The sequence below is a fragment of the Streptomyces tropicalis genome, from assembly GCF_029269835.1.
GTDB lineage: Bacteria > Actinomycetota > Actinomycetes > Streptomycetales > Streptomycetaceae > Streptomyces > Streptomyces tropicalis.
This window is the reverse complement of record NZ_JARJBB010000002.1, coordinates 264,731-281,023: the sequence shown is the minus strand read 5'-3', so window position 1 is coordinate 281,023 and position 16,293 is coordinate 264,731. Positions and strand designations below refer to the sequence as shown.

The window sequence follows — 16,293 nt, the reverse complement described above, 5'->3', positions numbered from 1 at the left end:
TCCGGACGGGTGATCGTCCTTGACGTGGAGCGGTCCGGGTAGGACCGTGGAGCCCTATGAGGGGCGAACCCAGTTGCCCGAAGTGCGGTGGCCGGGTCAGGGCTCCCGGACTCTTCAGTGATTCCTGGCAGTGCGATGTCCACGGGACGGTGCATCCGCTGCAGCCCGTGATCCCGCCCAGCGTCGAGGCCCTCAGTGTCGTGGTGCATCGCACGCAGGTCCCCGTGTGGATGCCGTGGCCGCTCCCGGTCGGCTGGCTGTTCACCGGCATCGCCTGCGCCGGGGACGACCGCAGCGGCGGCCGCGCCACCGCCGTGGCCTGTACCGGCCCGGGGCCGCTCGGCGGCATGGGGGAGCTGATCCTGGTCGCCGAGGAGCTCGGCGTCGGCCTCGGCGCACGCTACGCGGGTGTCGAGGGACCGGACCCCGGCCCCTATCTCAATGTCGAGAAGCCCCCCGACGCCAAGGTCCTCGCCGGCGGCCGCCCGACCCCGCTGTGGCACCTGTCCGGCACCCCGACCGACCGCGCGGTCTTCGCGGGCGAGGCGCGGGGTCTCTGGCTGTGGGCGGTGGTGTGGCCCGAGCAGTCCGGGCTCCTCATGTACGACGAGCTGGTGCTGGCCGACCTGCGGGACGCGGGGGCCGAGCTCGAACTGCTCCCGTGCGGCGCGCTGTCGCCGCGGCTGCTCCAGGTGTAGCGGCCGCGGGACGCGCCGGATCCGCGGCGGCCACGCGTGCCGCTCGGGGCGGCGGTGGTCTGTAGGGGGCGCATCCCGGGCGCGGGTGTGACAGGGCATGCCCCTTCCCCCGCTATCCTTGGGTGTCCCCTTCCGTCCCGTCACCGCCTGGAGTCCGCGTCGTGCGCATCGACCTGCACACCCACTCCACGGCCTCCGACGGCACGGACACCCCGGCCGAGCTGGTGCGTCACGCCGCCGCGGCCGGTCTGGACGTCGTGGCGCTGACCGACCACGACACCACCCGCGGGCACGCCGAGGCGGTCGCCGCGCTGCCCGAGGGGCTCACCCTCGTCACCGGTGCCGAGCTCTCCTGCCGGGTCGGCGGGGTCAGCATGCACCTGCTGGCCTACCTCTTCGACCCCGAGGAGCCGGCCCTGCTCGCCGAACGCGAGCTGGTCCGGGACGACCGCGTCCCGCGCGCCCGCGGCATGGTCGCCCGGCTCAACGATCTGGGCGTGCCGGTCACCTGGGAGCAGGTCGCACGGATCGCCGGCGACGGCTCGGTCGGCCGGCCGCACGTGGCCTCCGCGCTCGTGGAGCTGGGCGTCGTCCCGACCGTGGACGACGCCTTCACCCCGCAGTGGCTCGCCGACGGCGGCCGGGCGTGGGTGGCCAAGCACGAGACCGACCCCTTCGAGGCGATCCGCCTGGTCAAGGGGGCCGGAGGGGTGTGCGTGTTCGCGCATCCGGCGGCCGCCAGGCGGGGCCGTACGGTGCCCGAGCCGGTGATCGAGGAGATGGCCGCCGCCGGGCTCGACGGCCTCGAGGTCGACCACATGGACCACGACCCCGACACCCGGGCGCGTCTGCGCGGGCTGGCGAAGGAGCTGGGGCTCCTCGCGACCGGGTCCAGCGACTACCACGGCAGCCGGAAGACCGTGGAACTCGGGGCGTTCACCACCGACCCCGAGGTGTACGGGGAGATCACCCGGCGGGCCACCGGGGCGTTCCCGGTGCCCGGGGCCGGCGGAGCCTGACGCCCTCCCCGCTCCACCCTCACGTACCTCTTCCTGCGCAAGGCCGTTCCACACTCATGTTCGATGTCGCCGTCTTCGGCTCCCTCTTCCTGACCCTCTTCGTCATCATGGATCCCCCCGGGATCACCCCGATCTTCCTGGCCCTGACCGCGGGCCGCCCCGCCAAGGTGCAGAAGCGCATGGCGTTCCAGGCCGTCTGCGTGGCCGGCGGTGTCATCACCGTGTTCGGCCTGCTGGGCCACCAGATCCTCGACTACCTGCACGTGTCCGTGCCGGCACTGATGATCGCCGGTGGGCTGCTGCTCCTGCTCATCGCGCTCGACCTGCTCACCGGCAAGACGGACGAGCCGCAGCAGACCAAGGACGTCAACGTCGCGCTCGTCCCGCTGGGCATGCCGCTCCTGGCCGGGCCCGGCGCGATCGTCTCCGTCATCCTGGCGGTGCAGAAGGCCGGCAGCGTGGCCACGCAGGTCTCCGTGTGGTCGGCGATCCTCGCCATCCACGTCGTGCTCTGGCTGGTCATGCGCTACTCGCTGCTGATCATCCGGGTCATCAAGGACGGCGGCGTCGTCCTCGTCACGCGACTGGCGGGCATGATGCTCTCCGCCATCGCCGTGCAGCAGATCATCAACGGCGTGCTCCAGGTCGTCCACGGTTCCTGACCTCCCCGCACACGCACGGGCCCCGTACGGCGTCGTACCGTACGGGGCCCGTGAAGTGTGAAGGTGCGGGCGCCGCTTTCCGTGCGCGGGGTCCGCGTCCTACGAGGCCGAGGCCTCGGCCGGGCGGATCCACAGGCGCTGGCCGATCGCGGCGGCCTGTTGCACGATCCGGTTGACGGAGGCGGCTTCCACGACGGTGCTGTCCACGGTGGAGCCGTCGACCTCGTCGAGGCGCATGATCTCGAAGCGCATGGCTTCTCCCTTCGTCTGGTCATCCTCCAGCGGAGAATTGCTGAGTGCTGGGCGCACGGGGCGGCAGTGCCCCCTGTTCCCTCCGTATTCAACGGGCTGCGTGTTACAAACATTCCCTACGCTAAAGAAAATTTTCGAACGCCTAACTACTGCCCGGTAGTGGCCGGGTCCCGTTCCGGCGGGACCGGCCGGGACCGGTTGTGTTCGCAGCGTGACCGCCGGGACAATGGACCTGATGAACGACGACCCCACGGCCCTGGCCGGCCGCATCGCGCGCACCAACGAGTTGCTGGAGCGCATGCTCGCCGAGGTGGCGAAGACGCCCTCCACCCACGCGATCTTCGTCGACGCCGGGTACCTGTACGCGGCCGCGGGCCGCCTGGTGGCCGGTACCGAGGACCGCCGTGCCTTCGACCTGGACGCCGAGGGCCTGATCGACGCGCTGATCGACCGGGCCCGCACGGTCTTCGCCGACAGCCGCCTGCTCCGCGTCTACTGGTACGACGGCGCCCGGCGCCGCATCCACACCGCCGAGCAGCAGACCATCGCCGAGCTGCCGGACGTGAAGGTCCGCCTCGGCAACCTGAACGCCAACAACCAGCAGAAGGGCGTCGACTCCCTCATCCGTTCGGACCTGGAGTCACTCGCCCGGCACCGCGCCATCAGCGACGCGGCCCTGCTCGGCGGCGACGAGGACCTGGTGTCCGCGGTCGAGGCGGCCCAGGGCTACGGCGCCCGGGTACACCTGTGGGGCATCGAGGCCCCCGAGGGCCGCAACCAGGCCGAACCCCTGCTGTGGGAGGTCGACAGCCAGCGCACCCTCGACCTCGACTTCTTCAAGCCCTACGTCTCCCGGCGCACCGCCGCCACCTTCGAGCCCTCGGGAGCGGAGCGCCCCACCCGTGAGAACGTCCGCTTCGTGGGCGCCCAGATCGCGGCCAAGTGGCTGGCCTCCCGCGGCCGCGAGGCGCTCGCCGAGCTGCTGCCCGGCCATCCGTATCTGCCCGGCTCCGTCGACCAGGACCTGCTGGTGGAGGCCGAGGGCATCCTCCAGTACTCCCTGCGCGGCCAGGCGGACCTGCGCCGCGCCCTGCGGGACGGCTTCTGGGAGCACCTCCAGGCGCAGTACTGATGGCTTCCGGGAGCACCTCCAGGCGCAGCGCCGGCAGTGCCGGGTGTACTCGACTCGGCCCGGGGCCGCGGCCGGTGCGCGGGAGTGTGCCCAGTGCTGTGGCCGGAAAGGTTTGCCGGGCGTCGCGAGCCGGTGAACCTCTCCGGCCACAGCACTAGGCGGGCAGCCGGACCCGGTCCGCGTCCGGCGGGACGTCGTCCCAGAAGCCGGCGAGCGCGTGGGCGGTCGGCAGGGGCTGCTCGCAGTTGGGCGAGTGCTCGGCGCCCTCGACCACCGTGCGCCGGGCGCGCAGCCGCTCCGCCATCCGGTCCATCAGGGTCACCGGCCAGGCGTCGTCCCGGGCCCCGGACAGTACGTGGAACGGGAGCGGGACGGCCGCGAGTTCCGTGACACGGTCCGGCTCGACGCACAACTGCCGACCGGTGGAGATGAGTTGGGCGGGCTTGTTCGACAGCCAGCGGCGCCGCAGGTCCTCGCGGTCCTCGGTGCCCGCGTCGAGCTCGGCCCCGCTGTCGGTGTCCTCCGGCTCCATCTGCTCCATCGCCCGGATGGCCTCCCACACCTCGGCCATCGGCATCACGCCGAGCGCGTCCCGCAGGAGCTTCAGGCGCTGCTGCTGGGGAGCGGAGACCTGAGCCGGGCCCGAGGCCATCAGGGTGAGCGAGACGAAGGGTGAGTGGTCCAGGAGCACGGCCGCGCGGGCGATCAGACCGCCGAGCGAGTGCCCGACCAGGTGCAGGGGCGTGCCCAGCGTCCCGGCCTGGGCGAGCGCGTCCCGGGCCAGTTCCTCCAGCGCGTAGGCCGCCTCGTCCGCGGGGCCGTCCGACTCGAACTGGCCCCGCCCGTCCACGGCCACGGTCCGGTAGCCGCGCGCCGCGAGCGGTACGTGCAGCGGGTTGAAGTCCTCCTTGCTGCCGGTGAACCCCGGCAGCAGCAGGGCGGTGCCCCGCGGCTCCGTCCCTGGGGCGGCGGGCGCGTCGACCACCGCGAAGTCACCCCGTTCGGTGTGCAGTCGGTAGGAGCGTGCACCGGGCGGGGGGACGAAGGTGGGAGGCCGGCTCATGTGCCGAGATTATCGGGCCCCGGGGCGAGCGGCCTTCCCGGGTGGGTCCTGAGCAGGCGGGAGTTGGGGGGCGCAGCGCCGCCGGTGGGCGGACGGCCGAGCGGCCCGGCCCCAGGGTGGGGGTCGGGCCGCTCGGGTCGTACGGGTGCCGCGTGGGGCGTCGGTCAGGCCTCGGTCTCCACCGCGGCCGCCGCTTTCCGGGACCGGCGCGCCGGGGCCTTCGCCTCAGCCGGCTCCCCGGCCGCGGCCTCGGCCGCCTTGCGGGTCCGGCGGCGCGGTGCGGCCTCGGGCTCGGCGCTGGACTGCGCCGGGATGTCGGCCGTGGCCGCCTCGGCGGTCGCCGCGGTCTTGCGGGTGCGGCGGCGCGGTGCGGCCTCGGTGGTCGGGCCGGCCTCGGCGTCCGGCGCCTCGGCGGCGACGGCCTTCTTGCGGGTGCGGCGCGGCGTGGCCTCGGCGGCCTCGGCCGTGTCCAGCGCGGCCTCGGCGGTCGCCGTGGCCTTGCGGGTGCGGCGGCGCGGTGCGGCCTCGGTGGTCGGGCCGGCCTCGGCGTCCGGCGCCTCGGCGGCGACGGCCTTCTTGCGGGTGCGGCGCGGCTTGGCCTCGGCGGCCTCGGCCGTGTCCAGCGCGGCCTCGGCGGTCGCCGCGGTCTTGCGGGAGCGGCGGCGCGGTGCGGCCTCGGCCTGCTCGGCGGTTTCCGGTGCCTCCGCGGCGGGCGCGGCGACGGCCTTCTTGCGGGTGCGGCGCGGCGTGGACTCCGCCGTGGCCTCGGCGCCCTCGGCGGTGGCCACCGCGGCCTCGGCCGCCGGGGCGTCGCCGGCGGGCTCCGCAGCCGTGCGGGTGCGGCGGCGGGCCCGCGGAGCGGTCGGTTCCGCGGCCTCCGCCGACAGGGTGTCGGCGGTCTCCACCGGCTCCGCGGCCTTCCGGCTGCGGCGGCGCGGCCTCGCCGCGGGCTCCGGGGTGTCGAGCGCCGGGCCCTCCGCCGTGGCGACGGCCGCCTGTGCGGTGGGCGCGGGCTCCACGGCCGCGGCGACCGCGACCGTCTCGCCGGCGGCCGCCCCGGTCTCCGGGGAGGTCACCTGCGCGGCCGCTCCGCCGCGGGTGCGCCGGCGGCGGCGCGGGGTGCGCGGCGCGGAGGACTCGTCCGCCGCGTCGGGGCCGCCGGGCGTCTGCGGGGCGACGTCCACCGGCGCCGTCGCGGACACCGGAGCGCCGTTGCGGGTGCGGCGACGGCGACGCGGGGTGCGCTCGGACCGCTCGGAGCGCTCACCCTCGCGCTCGGCCGGCCGGGAGTCGCCCCGGCCGCCCCGGCCGCCGCGACCGCGCTCACCGCGGCCGCCGGTCTCGCCGAGGTCCTCGACCTCCTCCGCGTCCAGTCCGGCACGGGTGCGCTCCGAACGCGGCAGGACGCCCTTGGTGCCCTCGGGGATGCCGAGGTCGGTGAAGAGGTGCGGCGAGGTGGAGTACGTCTCCGGCGGGTCGCTGAACTCCAGCTCCAGCGCCTTGTTGATGAGCTGCCAGCGCGGGATGTCGTCCCAGTCGACGAGGGTGATCGCCGTGCCCTTGGCGCCCGCGCGGCCGGTCCGGCCGATGCGGTGCAGGTACGTCTTCTCGTCCTCGGGCGACTGGTAGTTGACGACGTGGGTGACACCCTCGACGTCGATGCCGCGGGCGGCGACGTCGGTGCAGACGAGGACGTCGACCTTGCCGTTGCGGAAGGCGCGCAGCGCCTGCTCGCGGGCGCCCTGGCCGAGGTCGCCGTGGACCGCACCCGAGGCGAAGCCGCGCCGCTGGAGCTGCTCGGCGATGTCGGCCGCCGTGCGCTTGGTGCGGCAGAAGATCATCGCCAGGCCCCGGCCGTCGGCCTGGAGCATGCGGGCGACCATCTCCGGCTTGTCCATGGAGTGCGCGCGGTAGACGAACTGCTTGATGTTGGCCACGGTCGCGCCCTGGTCGTCCGGCGCGGTGGCGCGGATGTGCGTGGGCTGCGACATGTAGCGGCGGGCGAGGCCGATGACCGCACCCGGCATGGTGGCCGAGAACAGCATGGTCTGCCGCCTCGCCGGAAGCATGGCGACGATCTTCTCGACGTCGGGCAGGAAGCCCAGGTCGAGCATCTCGTCGGCCTCGTCGAGGACCAGGCACTTGACGTGCTTCAGGTTCAGCTTCTTCTGGCCGGCGAGGTCCAGCAGGCGGCCCGGGGTGCCGACGACCACGTCGACGCCCTTCTTCAGGGTCTCGACCTGGGGCTCGTAGGCCCGGCCGCCGTAGATGGCGGTGACCCGGACGTTGCGCACCTTGCCGGCGGTCAGCAGGTCGTTGGTGACCTGGACGCACAGCTCGCGGGTGGGGACGACGACGAGCGCCTGCGGCGCGTCGGTGAGGTCCTCGGGACGGGCACGGCCGGACTCGACGTCGGCGGGGACGGTCACGCGCTCCAGGAGCGGGAGGCCGAATCCGAGGGTCTTGCCGGTGCCGGTCTTGGCCTGGCCGATGACGTCCGAGCCCGAGAGGGCGACGGGGAGGGTCATCTCCTGGATGGGGAAGGGAGTGGTGATGCCGACGGCGTCGAGGGCCTCGGCGGTCTCGGGGAGGATCCCGAGCTCTCGGAACGTAGTCAGGGTGCTGCCTCTTCTGTGTGCGCGGAGCGAGGCGAGCGCGGGGGTCGTGTCCTGACCGTGCCGGGGACGCCGGCCGCCTTGCGGGCGGGCCGAACGGCACGGGACCACAGCCGACGCTCTAGCGCTCGAACCGCTTGGAGGTCCCTCCGGTCGTCGCACGCGCGGGGCGCACGGCCAGGGAGGGCTGTCGGGTCGGAGCCGATCGGGCCACCGACCGGGCATCCTCATGCGTCGGCCTGTCGAAGTGCATCGAGCTACGTCGACGTACTCGGCAGGCGCCTTACCACCATACCCCGGAATCCCGCACACGCGATGGCCGAATTGGTCACGTAGTCGTCGTCACACTGCATGACCAGGTCCTTCGACGGCGCGGTGAGCGGGCTATTGTGCGCTTCATGACGAGCTCTGACAAGCCTGACCACGTCTCCGACGCACCCGCCGGCCCCAAGGGGATCGCCGCCCAGGACTGGGCGACGGCCGCCGCCGACCCGCAGTACCGTGCCGCCGTCGTGGACCTGCTCGGCGCGCTCGCGTACGGCGAGCTGGCGGCGTTCGAGCGGCTCGCGGAGGACGCCAAGCTGGCGCCCACCCTGGCGGACAAGGCCGAGCTGGCGAAGATGGCGTCGGCCGAGTTCCACCACTTCGAGCGGCTGCGGGACCGGCTCGCCGGGATCGGCGCCGAGCCGACCCTCGCCATGGAGCCCTTCGTCGCCGCGCTCGACGGCTTCCACAAGCAGACCGCGCCCTCGGACTGGCTGGAGGGACTGGTCAAGGCCTACGTGGGCGACTCGATCGCCAGCGACTTCTACCGCGAGGTCGCCGCCCGCCTCGACTCCGACACGCGCGAGCTGGTCCTGGCCGTCCTCGACGACACCGGGCACGCGGGCTTCGCCGTCGAGAAGGTGCGCGCGGCGATCGACGCGGACCCGCGGGTGGGCGGCCGGCTCGCGCTGTGGGCGCGCCGTCTGATGGGCGAGGCCCTGTCGCAGTCCCAGCGGGTCGTGGCGGACCGCGACGCGCTGTCCACGATGCTGGTCGGCGGTGTCGCCGACGGCTTCGACCTCGCCGAGGTGGGCCGGATGTTCACCCGGATCACGGAGGCGCACACCAAGCGGATGTCGGCCCTGGGCCTGGCCGCGTAGGAGGCGGGCGAAGGCCCGGACACCGCCGGACACCGGCCGGCCCTCCCGGGGACCCCGCTGCGCGGGTCCCGGGGGCCTACCGGTCGGCGGGCGGCCGGGGCGGGGAAGCCGCCCCGCGGCGGCGCCGGCGGCGGCGACGGATCAGGCCGGCGCCGATCGCCGGCGCAGTCTTCCCGCGGGGCGCAGCAGCAGCGAGAGGGACGCCGCAGAGACGACCGCCGCGCCGAGGACGCCCGGCAGGGCGCTGTCGCCGCCGAGCGCGCTGTGCGTGACGAAGTCCCCGAAGAGCGCGCCCGCGACGCCGGTCGAGAGCACCAGGAGGCGGGACGGCAGGCGGTGCGACAGCCGCTGGAGCGCTGCCCAGCCGAGCAGCAGGCCGAGCACGGCCGAGCCGAGCGCTTCCAAGATCATGACGGGTCCCTCCCAAGCAAGTCGGCCGGTGCCTCACGGTCGTAGCCCGTCATACCCCTGGCCTGCGGAGGGCAACCCTCGTCCGAGGGCCGATCGGGTGGTTTCCGCGGCGGCCCGCGGAAACGGGGAGGGGGCCCGCCGGGACGCGCCCGCCGGACCCCCTCCTCCGCTCCTCGAGCGGCCTGCCGCCCGCGCCTACAGCGCGCCGAAGCCCACCTTGCGCGGGGCCGGCTCGCCGAGCTCCACGTATGCGAGGCGCTCTGCGGGGACCAGCACCTTGCGGCCGTGCTCGTCCACGAGGGTCAGCAGCTGCGACTTCCCGGCGAGCGCGTCGGCCACCGCCCGCTCGACCTCCTCGGCGCTCTGACCGCTCTCCAGAACGATCTCGCGGGGCGCGTGCTGCACGCCGATCTTGACCTCCACGGCTATGTCCCTCCGACGGTCGGTGAAGTGCGCGACCTTCCGCGCCGTACCCCGACACATTAGCCCGGTGAGGGGATGTACATGCGGCGCCGGACCACGCCAGGAGCGAACACCCGGCGCGGCGGTGCCTGCGGGCACCGTCCCGCAGGGCCGGCTCAGTGCTGCTGGTCGGAGCCGTGCAGCGGGAAGCCCGCGATGCCCCGCCAGGCCAGCGAGGTCAGCAGCTGGACCGCCTGGTCGCGCGGCACGCTGCGGTCGCTGTGCAGCCAGGAGCGCGCCACCACCTGCGCGAGCCCGCCGAGACCGGAGGCGAGCAGCATCGACTCCGCCCGCGAGAGGCCGGTGTCCTCGGCGATGACCTCGCAGATCGCCTCCGCGCACTCGGTCGTGACCTTGTCGACCCGGGCGCGCACGGCGGGCTCGTTCGTCAGGTCCGACTCGAAGACCAGGCGGAAGGCCCCGCCGTCGTCCTCGACGTAGGCGAAGTAGGCGTCCATCGTGGCCCGCACGCGCTGCTTGTTGTCGCTCGTCGACGCCAGCGCGCCGCGTACGGCCTGGATGAGCGACTCGCAGTGCTGGTCCAGCAGCGCGAGGTAGAGGTCGAGCTTGCCCGGGAAGTGCTGGTAGAGCACCGGCTTGCTGACGCCCGCGCGCTCGGCGATGTCGTCCATGGCCGCGGCGTGGTAGCCCTGGGCCACGAAGACCTCCTGGGCGGCGCCCAGCAGCTGGTTGCGCCGGGCACGGCGGGGCAGGCGCGTACCCCGCGGGCGTGCCGCCTCTGTCTGCTCGATGGCTGTCACGCCGCCTCCCAAAGTCGTCCACATGCGGTGTGACCCGCGCCGCCATCGTACTTTTCGGTAACCCCGCTGTGCGCGGTACGGACGGAGAATTTCACGTACCGGATGGTGAGGAAAGCGCCACAGAAGCTCCGCATCGGGTGCGGAACGGGCGAAGACGCCCTGCGCTCCAGCTCAGCGGCGGTGTGGGTGACACGCCGGCCGGGAACCCACCCCCCGGGCCGCCGCCCGGCTCCTCACCGGTAGTCGTCCTCGTCGAGGGAGACGACGCGGGCCTGCTCCACGAGGTCGGCCTCGTTCGCCTGGTCCCGGTCCTCCTCCTTGAGGGGCTCGTCGCGCTCCGGCGCGACGTCCGCCTGCTGCTCCGCGGTGTCGCCCTCCGGTGCCTCCACGTCGATCTCCGCGGCGCCCTCGCCCTCGAACGTCTCGGGATCGGTGGGGTCGATTGCCATGCTGGGCTCCCTTCCTACGAGCGTCCCCGAAGGTACGGGGGTCACATACGGGTGCCCTCTGTACGAGCGTAGGAGACACCCGATCCGGACGCCATGCGATCTGCGCCGCCGGGCCCGTGCGGCGGCCGCCGATCGCACGGTGCGCGGGTGGAGCGTGCGGAGTGCGCGGCGGGCGGGAGCGTGCGCCAGGCGCGCGCGGCCCGCGCCTGTGACGGCGAACACATGAGCCCATGCGTGATCGTCTCGTAACATTGCCGCATGTCCTCGACGGAGCTGCCCCCCGTGCCGGCCGCCAACGTGCTTCCCCGGGTGGCTCCCGTCAGGGCCGGGGAAGGGGAGCGGCTCCGCTCGGTCGCGCTGCCCGGGGTCACGCTGACCGTGCGGTCCCGGCCGCCCGCGCGCAGCGGTCTGCCGCCCGCCCTGTACGTCCACGGGCTCGGCGGCTCCTCGCAGAACTGGTCCGCGCTGATGGCGCGGCTCGACGGGGTCGTGGACGGCGAGGCGCTCGACCTGCCCGGCTTCGGCGACTCCCCGCCGCCGGACGACGGCGACTACTCCGTCACGGGGCACGCGCGTGCGGTCATCCGCCACCTGGACGCCTCCGGGCGCGGGCCCGTCCATCTGTTCGGCAATTCGCTCGGCGGAGCGGTGTCCACGCGCGTAGCGGCCCTGCGGCCCGACCTGGTCCGCACCCTCACGCTCGTCTCGCCCGCCCTGCCCGAGCTGCGCGTCCAGCGCACCGCCGTGCCGACCGCCCTCCTCGGGGTGCCCGGGGTGGCCGCCCTGTTCACCCGCCTGACCAGCCAGTGGACGGCGGAGCAGCGGGTGCACGGCGTCATGGCGCTCTGCTACGGCGACCCCGGACAGGTCTCGCCGGAAGGTTTCCGTGACGCGGTGGAGGAGATGGAGCGCAGACTTCGGCTTCCCTACGTCTGGGACGCGATGACGCGTTCCGCGCGTGGGATCGTGAACGCGTACACACTCGGCGGTCAGCACGGGCTGTGGCGCCAGGCCGAACGCGTCCTCGCGCCGACCCTGCTGATCTACGGCGGCCGGGACCGGCTCGTCGGGTTCCGCATGGCCCAGAAGGCGGCGCGTTCCTTCCGCGACTCCCGTCTGCTCACCCTGCCGGACGCGGGGCACGTGGCCATGATGGAGTACCCGGATACGGTCGCGGTCGCGTTCAGGGAACTGCTGGTGGAGATGCGTGAGTTGAACAGCGGGACAGCACAGGGCGGGGAGTCCGGCAGCCGGGCCGCCGAGGCGGCGGCCGGACCCGGCGCCGACGGCGGAGCCACCGGCACGGGTACGGGGGGCTGAGGGGCCAGGTGGGACGCCACAGCCGCCGCGGACCCGTCGCCAAGGGCGACTCCGCGGAGACAGCAGCAGCACAGGCCGCCCAGGAGGGCCGGCAGCAGCCGGATCCGGCTCCGGAAGCCCGGCAGGCGCAGGGCGCCGTCCCGCCGGGGCAGCGCCGCTCCCCGGCCGGAGCCGGACCGGCGCCGACGCTCCGGCGGGCGGAGGGCGCACCGCCGCGCGGGGCGTCCCGCCCGGCGGACGCCACGCCCGCACACGGCGTGCCGCGCCTTCCCGACGGCACCCCCGCGCGGGGTGTCCCGCGGGCCCGCGGCGGCCACCCCGAGCAGCGTGAGCCCGGAGGCGGCTGGGGCGAGCTGGGGGCGCGGCCGGACGGACCCCGCGTGGCCGGTCCCGGGGTGACGCTGCCCCGCCAGCGGCAGGCGTCCCCCGCGGGCCCCCGGCAGGACTACGTCGAGGCCTTCGACGAGGACGACGTCTTCACCCCCCGCACCCGCGGACCCGAGCGCTCCGCCCCCGAGCGGCCCGCCGGCCCGGGCACCGGCGGGGACGGCCCCGGGGGCGGGAGCGGTGCCGCCGCGCCCGCCGACCTCCCGGAGCAGGCCAGGGGCGCCAAGGGGCGTACGTTCACGGGTATAGCGGCGGCGGCCGTCACCACGGTGCTCGCCGTGGTCGTCGCCGGGCAGGTCGCCGACGGCCGCAGCGGTGCGGGCACGCAGGCGCAGGCCGCCACCGACCAGCCCGCCTCCGCGGGTCCCGGCGTCCCGGCGAGAGCCTCCGGGGCGCCCGGCGTGGCGGTGATGACGTACGACCAGAAGATGGCCGTGACGTACCCCCTGAGCGCCACCCTCAAGGGGTCCGGGCGGTTCGAGACGGTGCCCGGATCCGCCGCGGCGCCCGGGCGGGGCCACCGGTTCACCTACCGGGTGGACGTGGAGCAGGGGCTCGGCCTGGACGGGCAGCTCTTCGCTCAGGCCGTGCAGAAGACCCTCAACGACGACCGCAGCTGGGCCCACGGCGGAGCGCGCACCTTCGCGCGTGTCTCGACCGGCAGGCCGGACTTCGTCATCACCCTCGCCAGCCCCGGGACCACCGCCGCCTGGTGCGCCAAGTCCGGCCTCGACACCACGGAGGACAACGTCTCGTGCGACTCGGCCGCGACCGAGCGCGTGATGATCAACGCCTACCGGTGGGCGCAGGGCTCGAAGACCTACGGCGACGCCATCCATGCGTACCGGCAGATGCTGATCAATCACGAGGTGGGGCACCGGCTCGGTCACGGCCACGTCACCTGCGAGAAGAACGGCGAGCTCGCACCGGTCATGCAGCAGCAGACGAAGTTCCTCGACCACGACGGAATCCACTGCCTGCCCAACCCCTGGCCCTACCCCCGGAGCTGACGGACGGGACCGCGGGCGAGGTCGTGCTGGCCGCCACCGGGCTGCGGCGCGACTTCGGGCGCGGCAGGCGGGCGTTCACGGCCGTGGACGACGTGTCGGTGACCGTCCGCCGCGGCGAGACCCTCGGCATCGTGGGCGAGAGCGGCAGCGGCGAGACCACCCTCGGCCGGATGCTGGTCGGGCTGCTGGAGCCGACCGGCGGCGAGGTCCGCTTCGACGGGCACGTCACCACCGGCCCCGCTCCGGCCGTGCAGATGGTCTTCCAGGACCCCGTCTCGTCCCTCAACCCCCGCCGGACCGTGGGGGAGTCCGTCGCCGGCCCGCTGCGGGCCCGCGGGACGGGGGTCCCCCCGCTCGAGCGAAGCCGAGAGCGGGGGAGGGACGAGGAGCGCATCCGCAGCCGGGTGCGGGAACTGCTGGAACGGGTGGGACTCGAGCCGGCGCACCACGACCGCTACCCGCACGAGTTCAGCCACGGGCAGCGCCAACGCATCGGCATCGCACGGGCGCTCGCGGCCGACCCGCGTCATCGTCTGCGACGAGCCGGTCTCCGCCCTCGACGCCACCACCCAGGCGCAGGTCGTCGCCCTGCTCGGGGAACTCCAGCGCGAACCGGGGCTCGCCCTGGTCTTCGTGGCGCACGACCTCGCCGTGGTGCGCCAGGTCAGCGACCGGGTCGCGGTCATGCGGCACGGCCGGATCGTCGAGGAGGGGCCGGCCGAGGCGGTGTTCGCGTCCCCGCGCGAGCCCTACCCCCGGCAGCTGCCGGCCGCCGTCCCCGCGCTGGACCCCGCGGTCGCGGCCCGACGCCGGTCCGAGCGGCGGGAGTTGGCCGTGACGTGACCTCACGTCGCCGGGTGGACCCGCGGCGCTCCGTCCGGTCACGGCACTAGCGCGGCGGAACGTCAACCGTACGGGAAAGTTACGACCGTTCACCCCTTTTGGTGGCGCGATGGACAACCGTCCGTCGCGCCACCGGCATGTCCGCATACGTTCTTCCCGCTGCGGGCCGCCGACAGGACGGCGGCTCACCCACACGGAGGGATCGGGGGTGGACGCGTGCGCATCGCACTGGTGACGGAGAGTGGTTATCCGTACGTGGGCGGTGACGCCGGACCCTGGTGCGAGCGGCTCGTCCGCGGGCTCGGTCAGCACGAGTTCGACGTCCACGCGCTCAGCCGCGGCCGCGAACAGGAGGCCGGGGGGCTCCTGCCGCTGCCGCCCCAGGTCGTCCGGGTCCGCACGGCGCCCCTGTGGACGGCCCTGGACGACGGGGTGGTGCACGGGCGGCGGGCCCGCCGGCGCTTCGCCGACTGCTACGCCGAACTGGCGGCGGTCCTGGCCGCCACGGGCACCGCCGATCCCGGCGGTGCCGCGGGGCACGGAGGCTCCGATCATCTGGCGGACCGTTTCGGCAGTGCCGTCCTCGGCCTCGCCGAACTCGCCCGCGACGAGGGCGGCGCCGCGGCCGCCCTCCGCTCCGAGACCGCCCTGCGCGCGCTGGAGGGCGCCTGCCGCGCGCCCGGCGCCCAGCATGCGGCGCGTGCGGCGCGCGTACCCGATCTGCTCGCGGTCGCCGCGCACCTGGAGTGCGCCCTGCGCCCCCTCTCGCTCGACTGGTACGCCGGGGACGGCCTCGCCGGGGCCGACGTCTGCCACGCCGCGGCGGGCGGCCCGGCGGCCCTGGCCGGACTGCTCGCCCACCACTTCTCCGGCGTCCCGCTGCTGGTCACCGAGTACGGCGTCCCGCTGCGCGCGCACCACCTGGCCCGGCACGCCGACGGCACCGCACCCGCCGTCCGGGCGCTGCTCGCCGCCTTCCACGGCCGGCTCGCCGCCGAGGTCTACCGCCGGGCCGCGCTCGTCACCCACGGCAACGTGCACGCCCGCCGCTGGCAGGAGCGCTGCGGCGCCGAACGGGACCGCCTGCGCACGGTCCACCCCGGCATGGACGCCGCCCCCTTCGCCGAGGTCGGCGAGGCGCCGGAGGGCGCCGACCCGCGGACCCTGGTGTGGGCCGCCGGCGACATCGACCCCGCCAAGGACCTGGTCTCCCTGCTGCACGCCTTCGCCGAGGTCCGCGCGGCTGAGCCCGGGGCGCGGCTGCGGATCGTGGGCGCGGCCGCCGGCCCCGGGGGCGAGGCGTACCTCGGTCACTGCCGGGCCCTCGCCGCCCAGCTCTTCCCCGACGAGGCCGACGGTCCGCACGCCGTCGGTGACAACCCGGTCTCCTTCGAGGAGTTCGGCGGTCCGCAGACCCCCTCCCCGGCGCAGGTGTACGCCTCGGGCGCGGTGGCCGTGCTGTCCAGCGTGGTCGAGGGCTTCCCGGTCGGGCTGGTCGAGGCCATGTTCTGCGGCCGGGCGACGGTCTCCACGGACGTCGGCGCGGTCGTCGAGGCCGTCGGCGGCACGGGACTCGTGGTGCCCCCGCGCAATCCGCGGGCGCTCGCCGACGCGTGCGTCACGCTGCTGCGCGACCCCGAGCGCCGGGCCCGTCTCGGCGCCGCGGCCCGCGCCCGTGCGCTCGAACTCTTCACCGTCGAGCAGAACATCGAGGCATTTCACGGCATTTACCTGGAGATCGTGTCGCACAGCCCGGCCCGGCACGTCGCCCTCGACGACACCGGTGCGCCCCGGCCCTTCGCCGCGCCGGCCGAGTCCCGGGTGCCCGGGCCGTGGACCGGGACCGCGGTCCCGGCGGCCCGGCGGGCGCCGGAGTGGGCGGCCGCGGCGGCCGCACCGGGCGCGGGTGCGCGGTCCGGCCCCGTGCCCGGCGCGGGCCCTGTGCCGGCCCCGGCGCGGGCCCGATGAGCGCCGCCGCCGACCGCGACCGGCCCGGCGCGCCCACCAGCCCCGGGGCGTGGGACCGCCGGTCACAGGAGTGGCTCGCCGCACCGGAGGCGGGCT

15 protein-coding genes and 1 pseudogene are annotated in these 16,293 nt (G+C 74.9%); 9 read left to right on the top strand and 7 right to left on the bottom strand.

The annotated features are described in order from the left end of the window. Nucleotides 1-56: 56 nt before the first annotated feature. From P3H78_RS05215 to P3H78_RS05205, 3 genes are all read left to right on the top strand, one after another. On the top strand, nucleotides 57-698 hold the full coding sequence (locus P3H78_RS05215) for a DUF6758 family protein (protein ID WP_276107574.1): 642 nt from the start codon (nucleotides 57-59) through the stop codon (nucleotides 696-698). A 161-nt stretch (nucleotides 699-859) separates the two neighbouring features. Continuing rightward, nucleotides 860-1,717: a PHP domain-containing protein gene (locus tag P3H78_RS05210; RefSeq protein ID WP_276107573.1), complete on the top strand. Its 858-nt coding sequence runs from the start codon at nucleotides 860-862 to the stop codon at nucleotides 1,715-1,717. 56 nt (nucleotides 1,718-1,773) lie between these two features. Then, on the top strand, nucleotides 1,774-2,379 hold the full coding sequence (locus tag P3H78_RS05205) for a MarC family protein (RefSeq protein ID WP_276107572.1): 606 nt from the start codon (nucleotides 1,774-1,776) through the stop codon (nucleotides 2,377-2,379). Nucleotides 2,380-2,478: 99 nt separating this feature from the next. Here the strand turns inward: P3H78_RS05205 and P3H78_RS05200 are convergent, their stop codons facing one another. Then, nucleotides 2,479-2,631 carry a DUF8834 family protein gene (locus tag P3H78_RS05200; RefSeq protein WP_276107571.1) on the bottom strand — a complete coding sequence of 51 codons (153 nt, stop codon included), beginning with the start codon at nucleotides 2,629-2,631 and terminating at the stop codon, nucleotides 2,479-2,481. Between the two features lie 235 nt (nucleotides 2,632-2,866). Between P3H78_RS05200 and P3H78_RS05195 the strand changes: the two genes are divergently transcribed. Continuing rightward, nucleotides 2,867-3,763, top strand: a complete 897-nt coding sequence (locus P3H78_RS05195; RefSeq protein WP_276107570.1) for an NYN domain-containing protein — start codon at nucleotides 2,867-2,869, stop codon at nucleotides 3,761-3,763. Between the two features lie 154 nt (nucleotides 3,764-3,917). On the opposite strand, the gene P3H78_RS05190 is transcribed toward P3H78_RS05195, so the two are convergent. Both P3H78_RS05190 and P3H78_RS05185 read right to left on the bottom strand, forming a co-directional pair. Beyond that, complete coding sequence (locus P3H78_RS05190; protein ID WP_276107569.1) at nucleotides 3,918-4,826, bottom strand: alpha/beta fold hydrolase; 909 nt, start codon at nucleotides 4,824-4,826, stop codon at nucleotides 3,918-3,920. A 164-nt stretch (nucleotides 4,827-4,990) separates the two neighbouring features. Next, nucleotides 4,991-7,354, bottom strand: coding sequence for a DEAD/DEAH box helicase (locus tag P3H78_RS05185; RefSeq protein WP_276107568.1), 2,364 nt, complete (start codon nucleotides 7,352-7,354; stop codon nucleotides 4,991-4,993). Nucleotides 7,355-7,839: 485 nt separating this feature from the next. Between P3H78_RS05185 and P3H78_RS05180 the strand changes: the two genes are divergently transcribed. Further along, a complete protein-coding gene (locus tag P3H78_RS05180; RefSeq protein ID WP_276107567.1) occupies nucleotides 7,840-8,586 on the top strand; it encodes a ferritin-like domain-containing protein in 747 nt (248 codons plus the stop codon). Nucleotides 8,587-8,727: 141 nt separating this feature from the next. On the opposite strand, the gene P3H78_RS05175 is transcribed toward P3H78_RS05180, so the two are convergent. The 4 genes from P3H78_RS05175 to P3H78_RS05160 all read right to left on the bottom strand — a co-directional run bounded on the left by P3H78_RS05175 (nucleotide 8,728) and on the right by P3H78_RS05160 (nucleotide 10,669). Next, a complete protein-coding gene (locus tag P3H78_RS05175; RefSeq protein WP_276107566.1) occupies nucleotides 8,728-8,997 on the bottom strand; it encodes a hypothetical protein in 270 nt (89 codons plus the stop codon). A 195-nt stretch (nucleotides 8,998-9,192) separates the two neighbouring features. Further along, nucleotides 9,193-9,420: a DUF3107 domain-containing protein gene (locus P3H78_RS05170; RefSeq protein WP_276107565.1), complete on the bottom strand. Its 228-nt coding sequence runs from the start codon at nucleotides 9,418-9,420 to the stop codon at nucleotides 9,193-9,195. A gap of 155 nt (nucleotides 9,421-9,575) precedes the next feature. Beyond that, nucleotides 9,576-10,220 (bottom strand): TetR/AcrR family transcriptional regulator, encoded by a 645-nt coding sequence (locus P3H78_RS05165; protein ID WP_276107564.1) that lies wholly within the window; start codon nucleotides 10,218-10,220, stop codon nucleotides 9,576-9,578. 233 nt (nucleotides 10,221-10,453) lie between these two features. Beyond that, entirely contained in the window at nucleotides 10,454-10,669 is a 216-nt protein-coding gene (locus P3H78_RS05160) for an Rv3202a family protein (protein WP_276107563.1), read from the bottom strand. 258 nt (nucleotides 10,670-10,927) lie between these two features. Between P3H78_RS05160 and P3H78_RS05155 the strand changes: the two genes are divergently transcribed. The 4 genes and pseudogenes from P3H78_RS05155 to P3H78_RS05140 all read left to right on the top strand — a co-directional run bounded on the left by P3H78_RS05155 (nucleotide 10,928) and on the right by P3H78_RS05140 (nucleotide 16,197). Then, entirely contained in the window at nucleotides 10,928-11,989 is a 1,062-nt protein-coding gene (locus P3H78_RS05155) for an alpha/beta fold hydrolase (RefSeq protein ID WP_276107562.1), read from the top strand. An 8-nt stretch (nucleotides 11,990-11,997) separates the two neighbouring features. Beyond that, a complete protein-coding gene (locus P3H78_RS05150; RefSeq protein WP_276107561.1) occupies nucleotides 11,998-13,386 on the top strand; it encodes a DUF3152 domain-containing protein in 1,389 nt (462 codons plus the stop codon). Next, nucleotides 13,386-14,229: pseudogene (locus tag P3H78_RS05145) on the top strand (ATP-binding cassette domain-containing protein); the annotation flags it as partial. The gene P3H78_RS05150 and the pseudogene P3H78_RS05145, both read left to right, overlap by 1 nt. Before the next feature lie 216 nt (nucleotides 14,230-14,445). Beyond that, on the top strand, nucleotides 14,446-16,197 hold the full coding sequence (locus tag P3H78_RS05140; RefSeq protein WP_276107560.1) for a DUF3492 domain-containing protein: 1,752 nt from the start codon (nucleotides 14,446-14,448) through the stop codon (nucleotides 16,195-16,197). The last annotated feature ends 96 nt before the right edge of the window (nucleotides 16,198-16,293 follow it).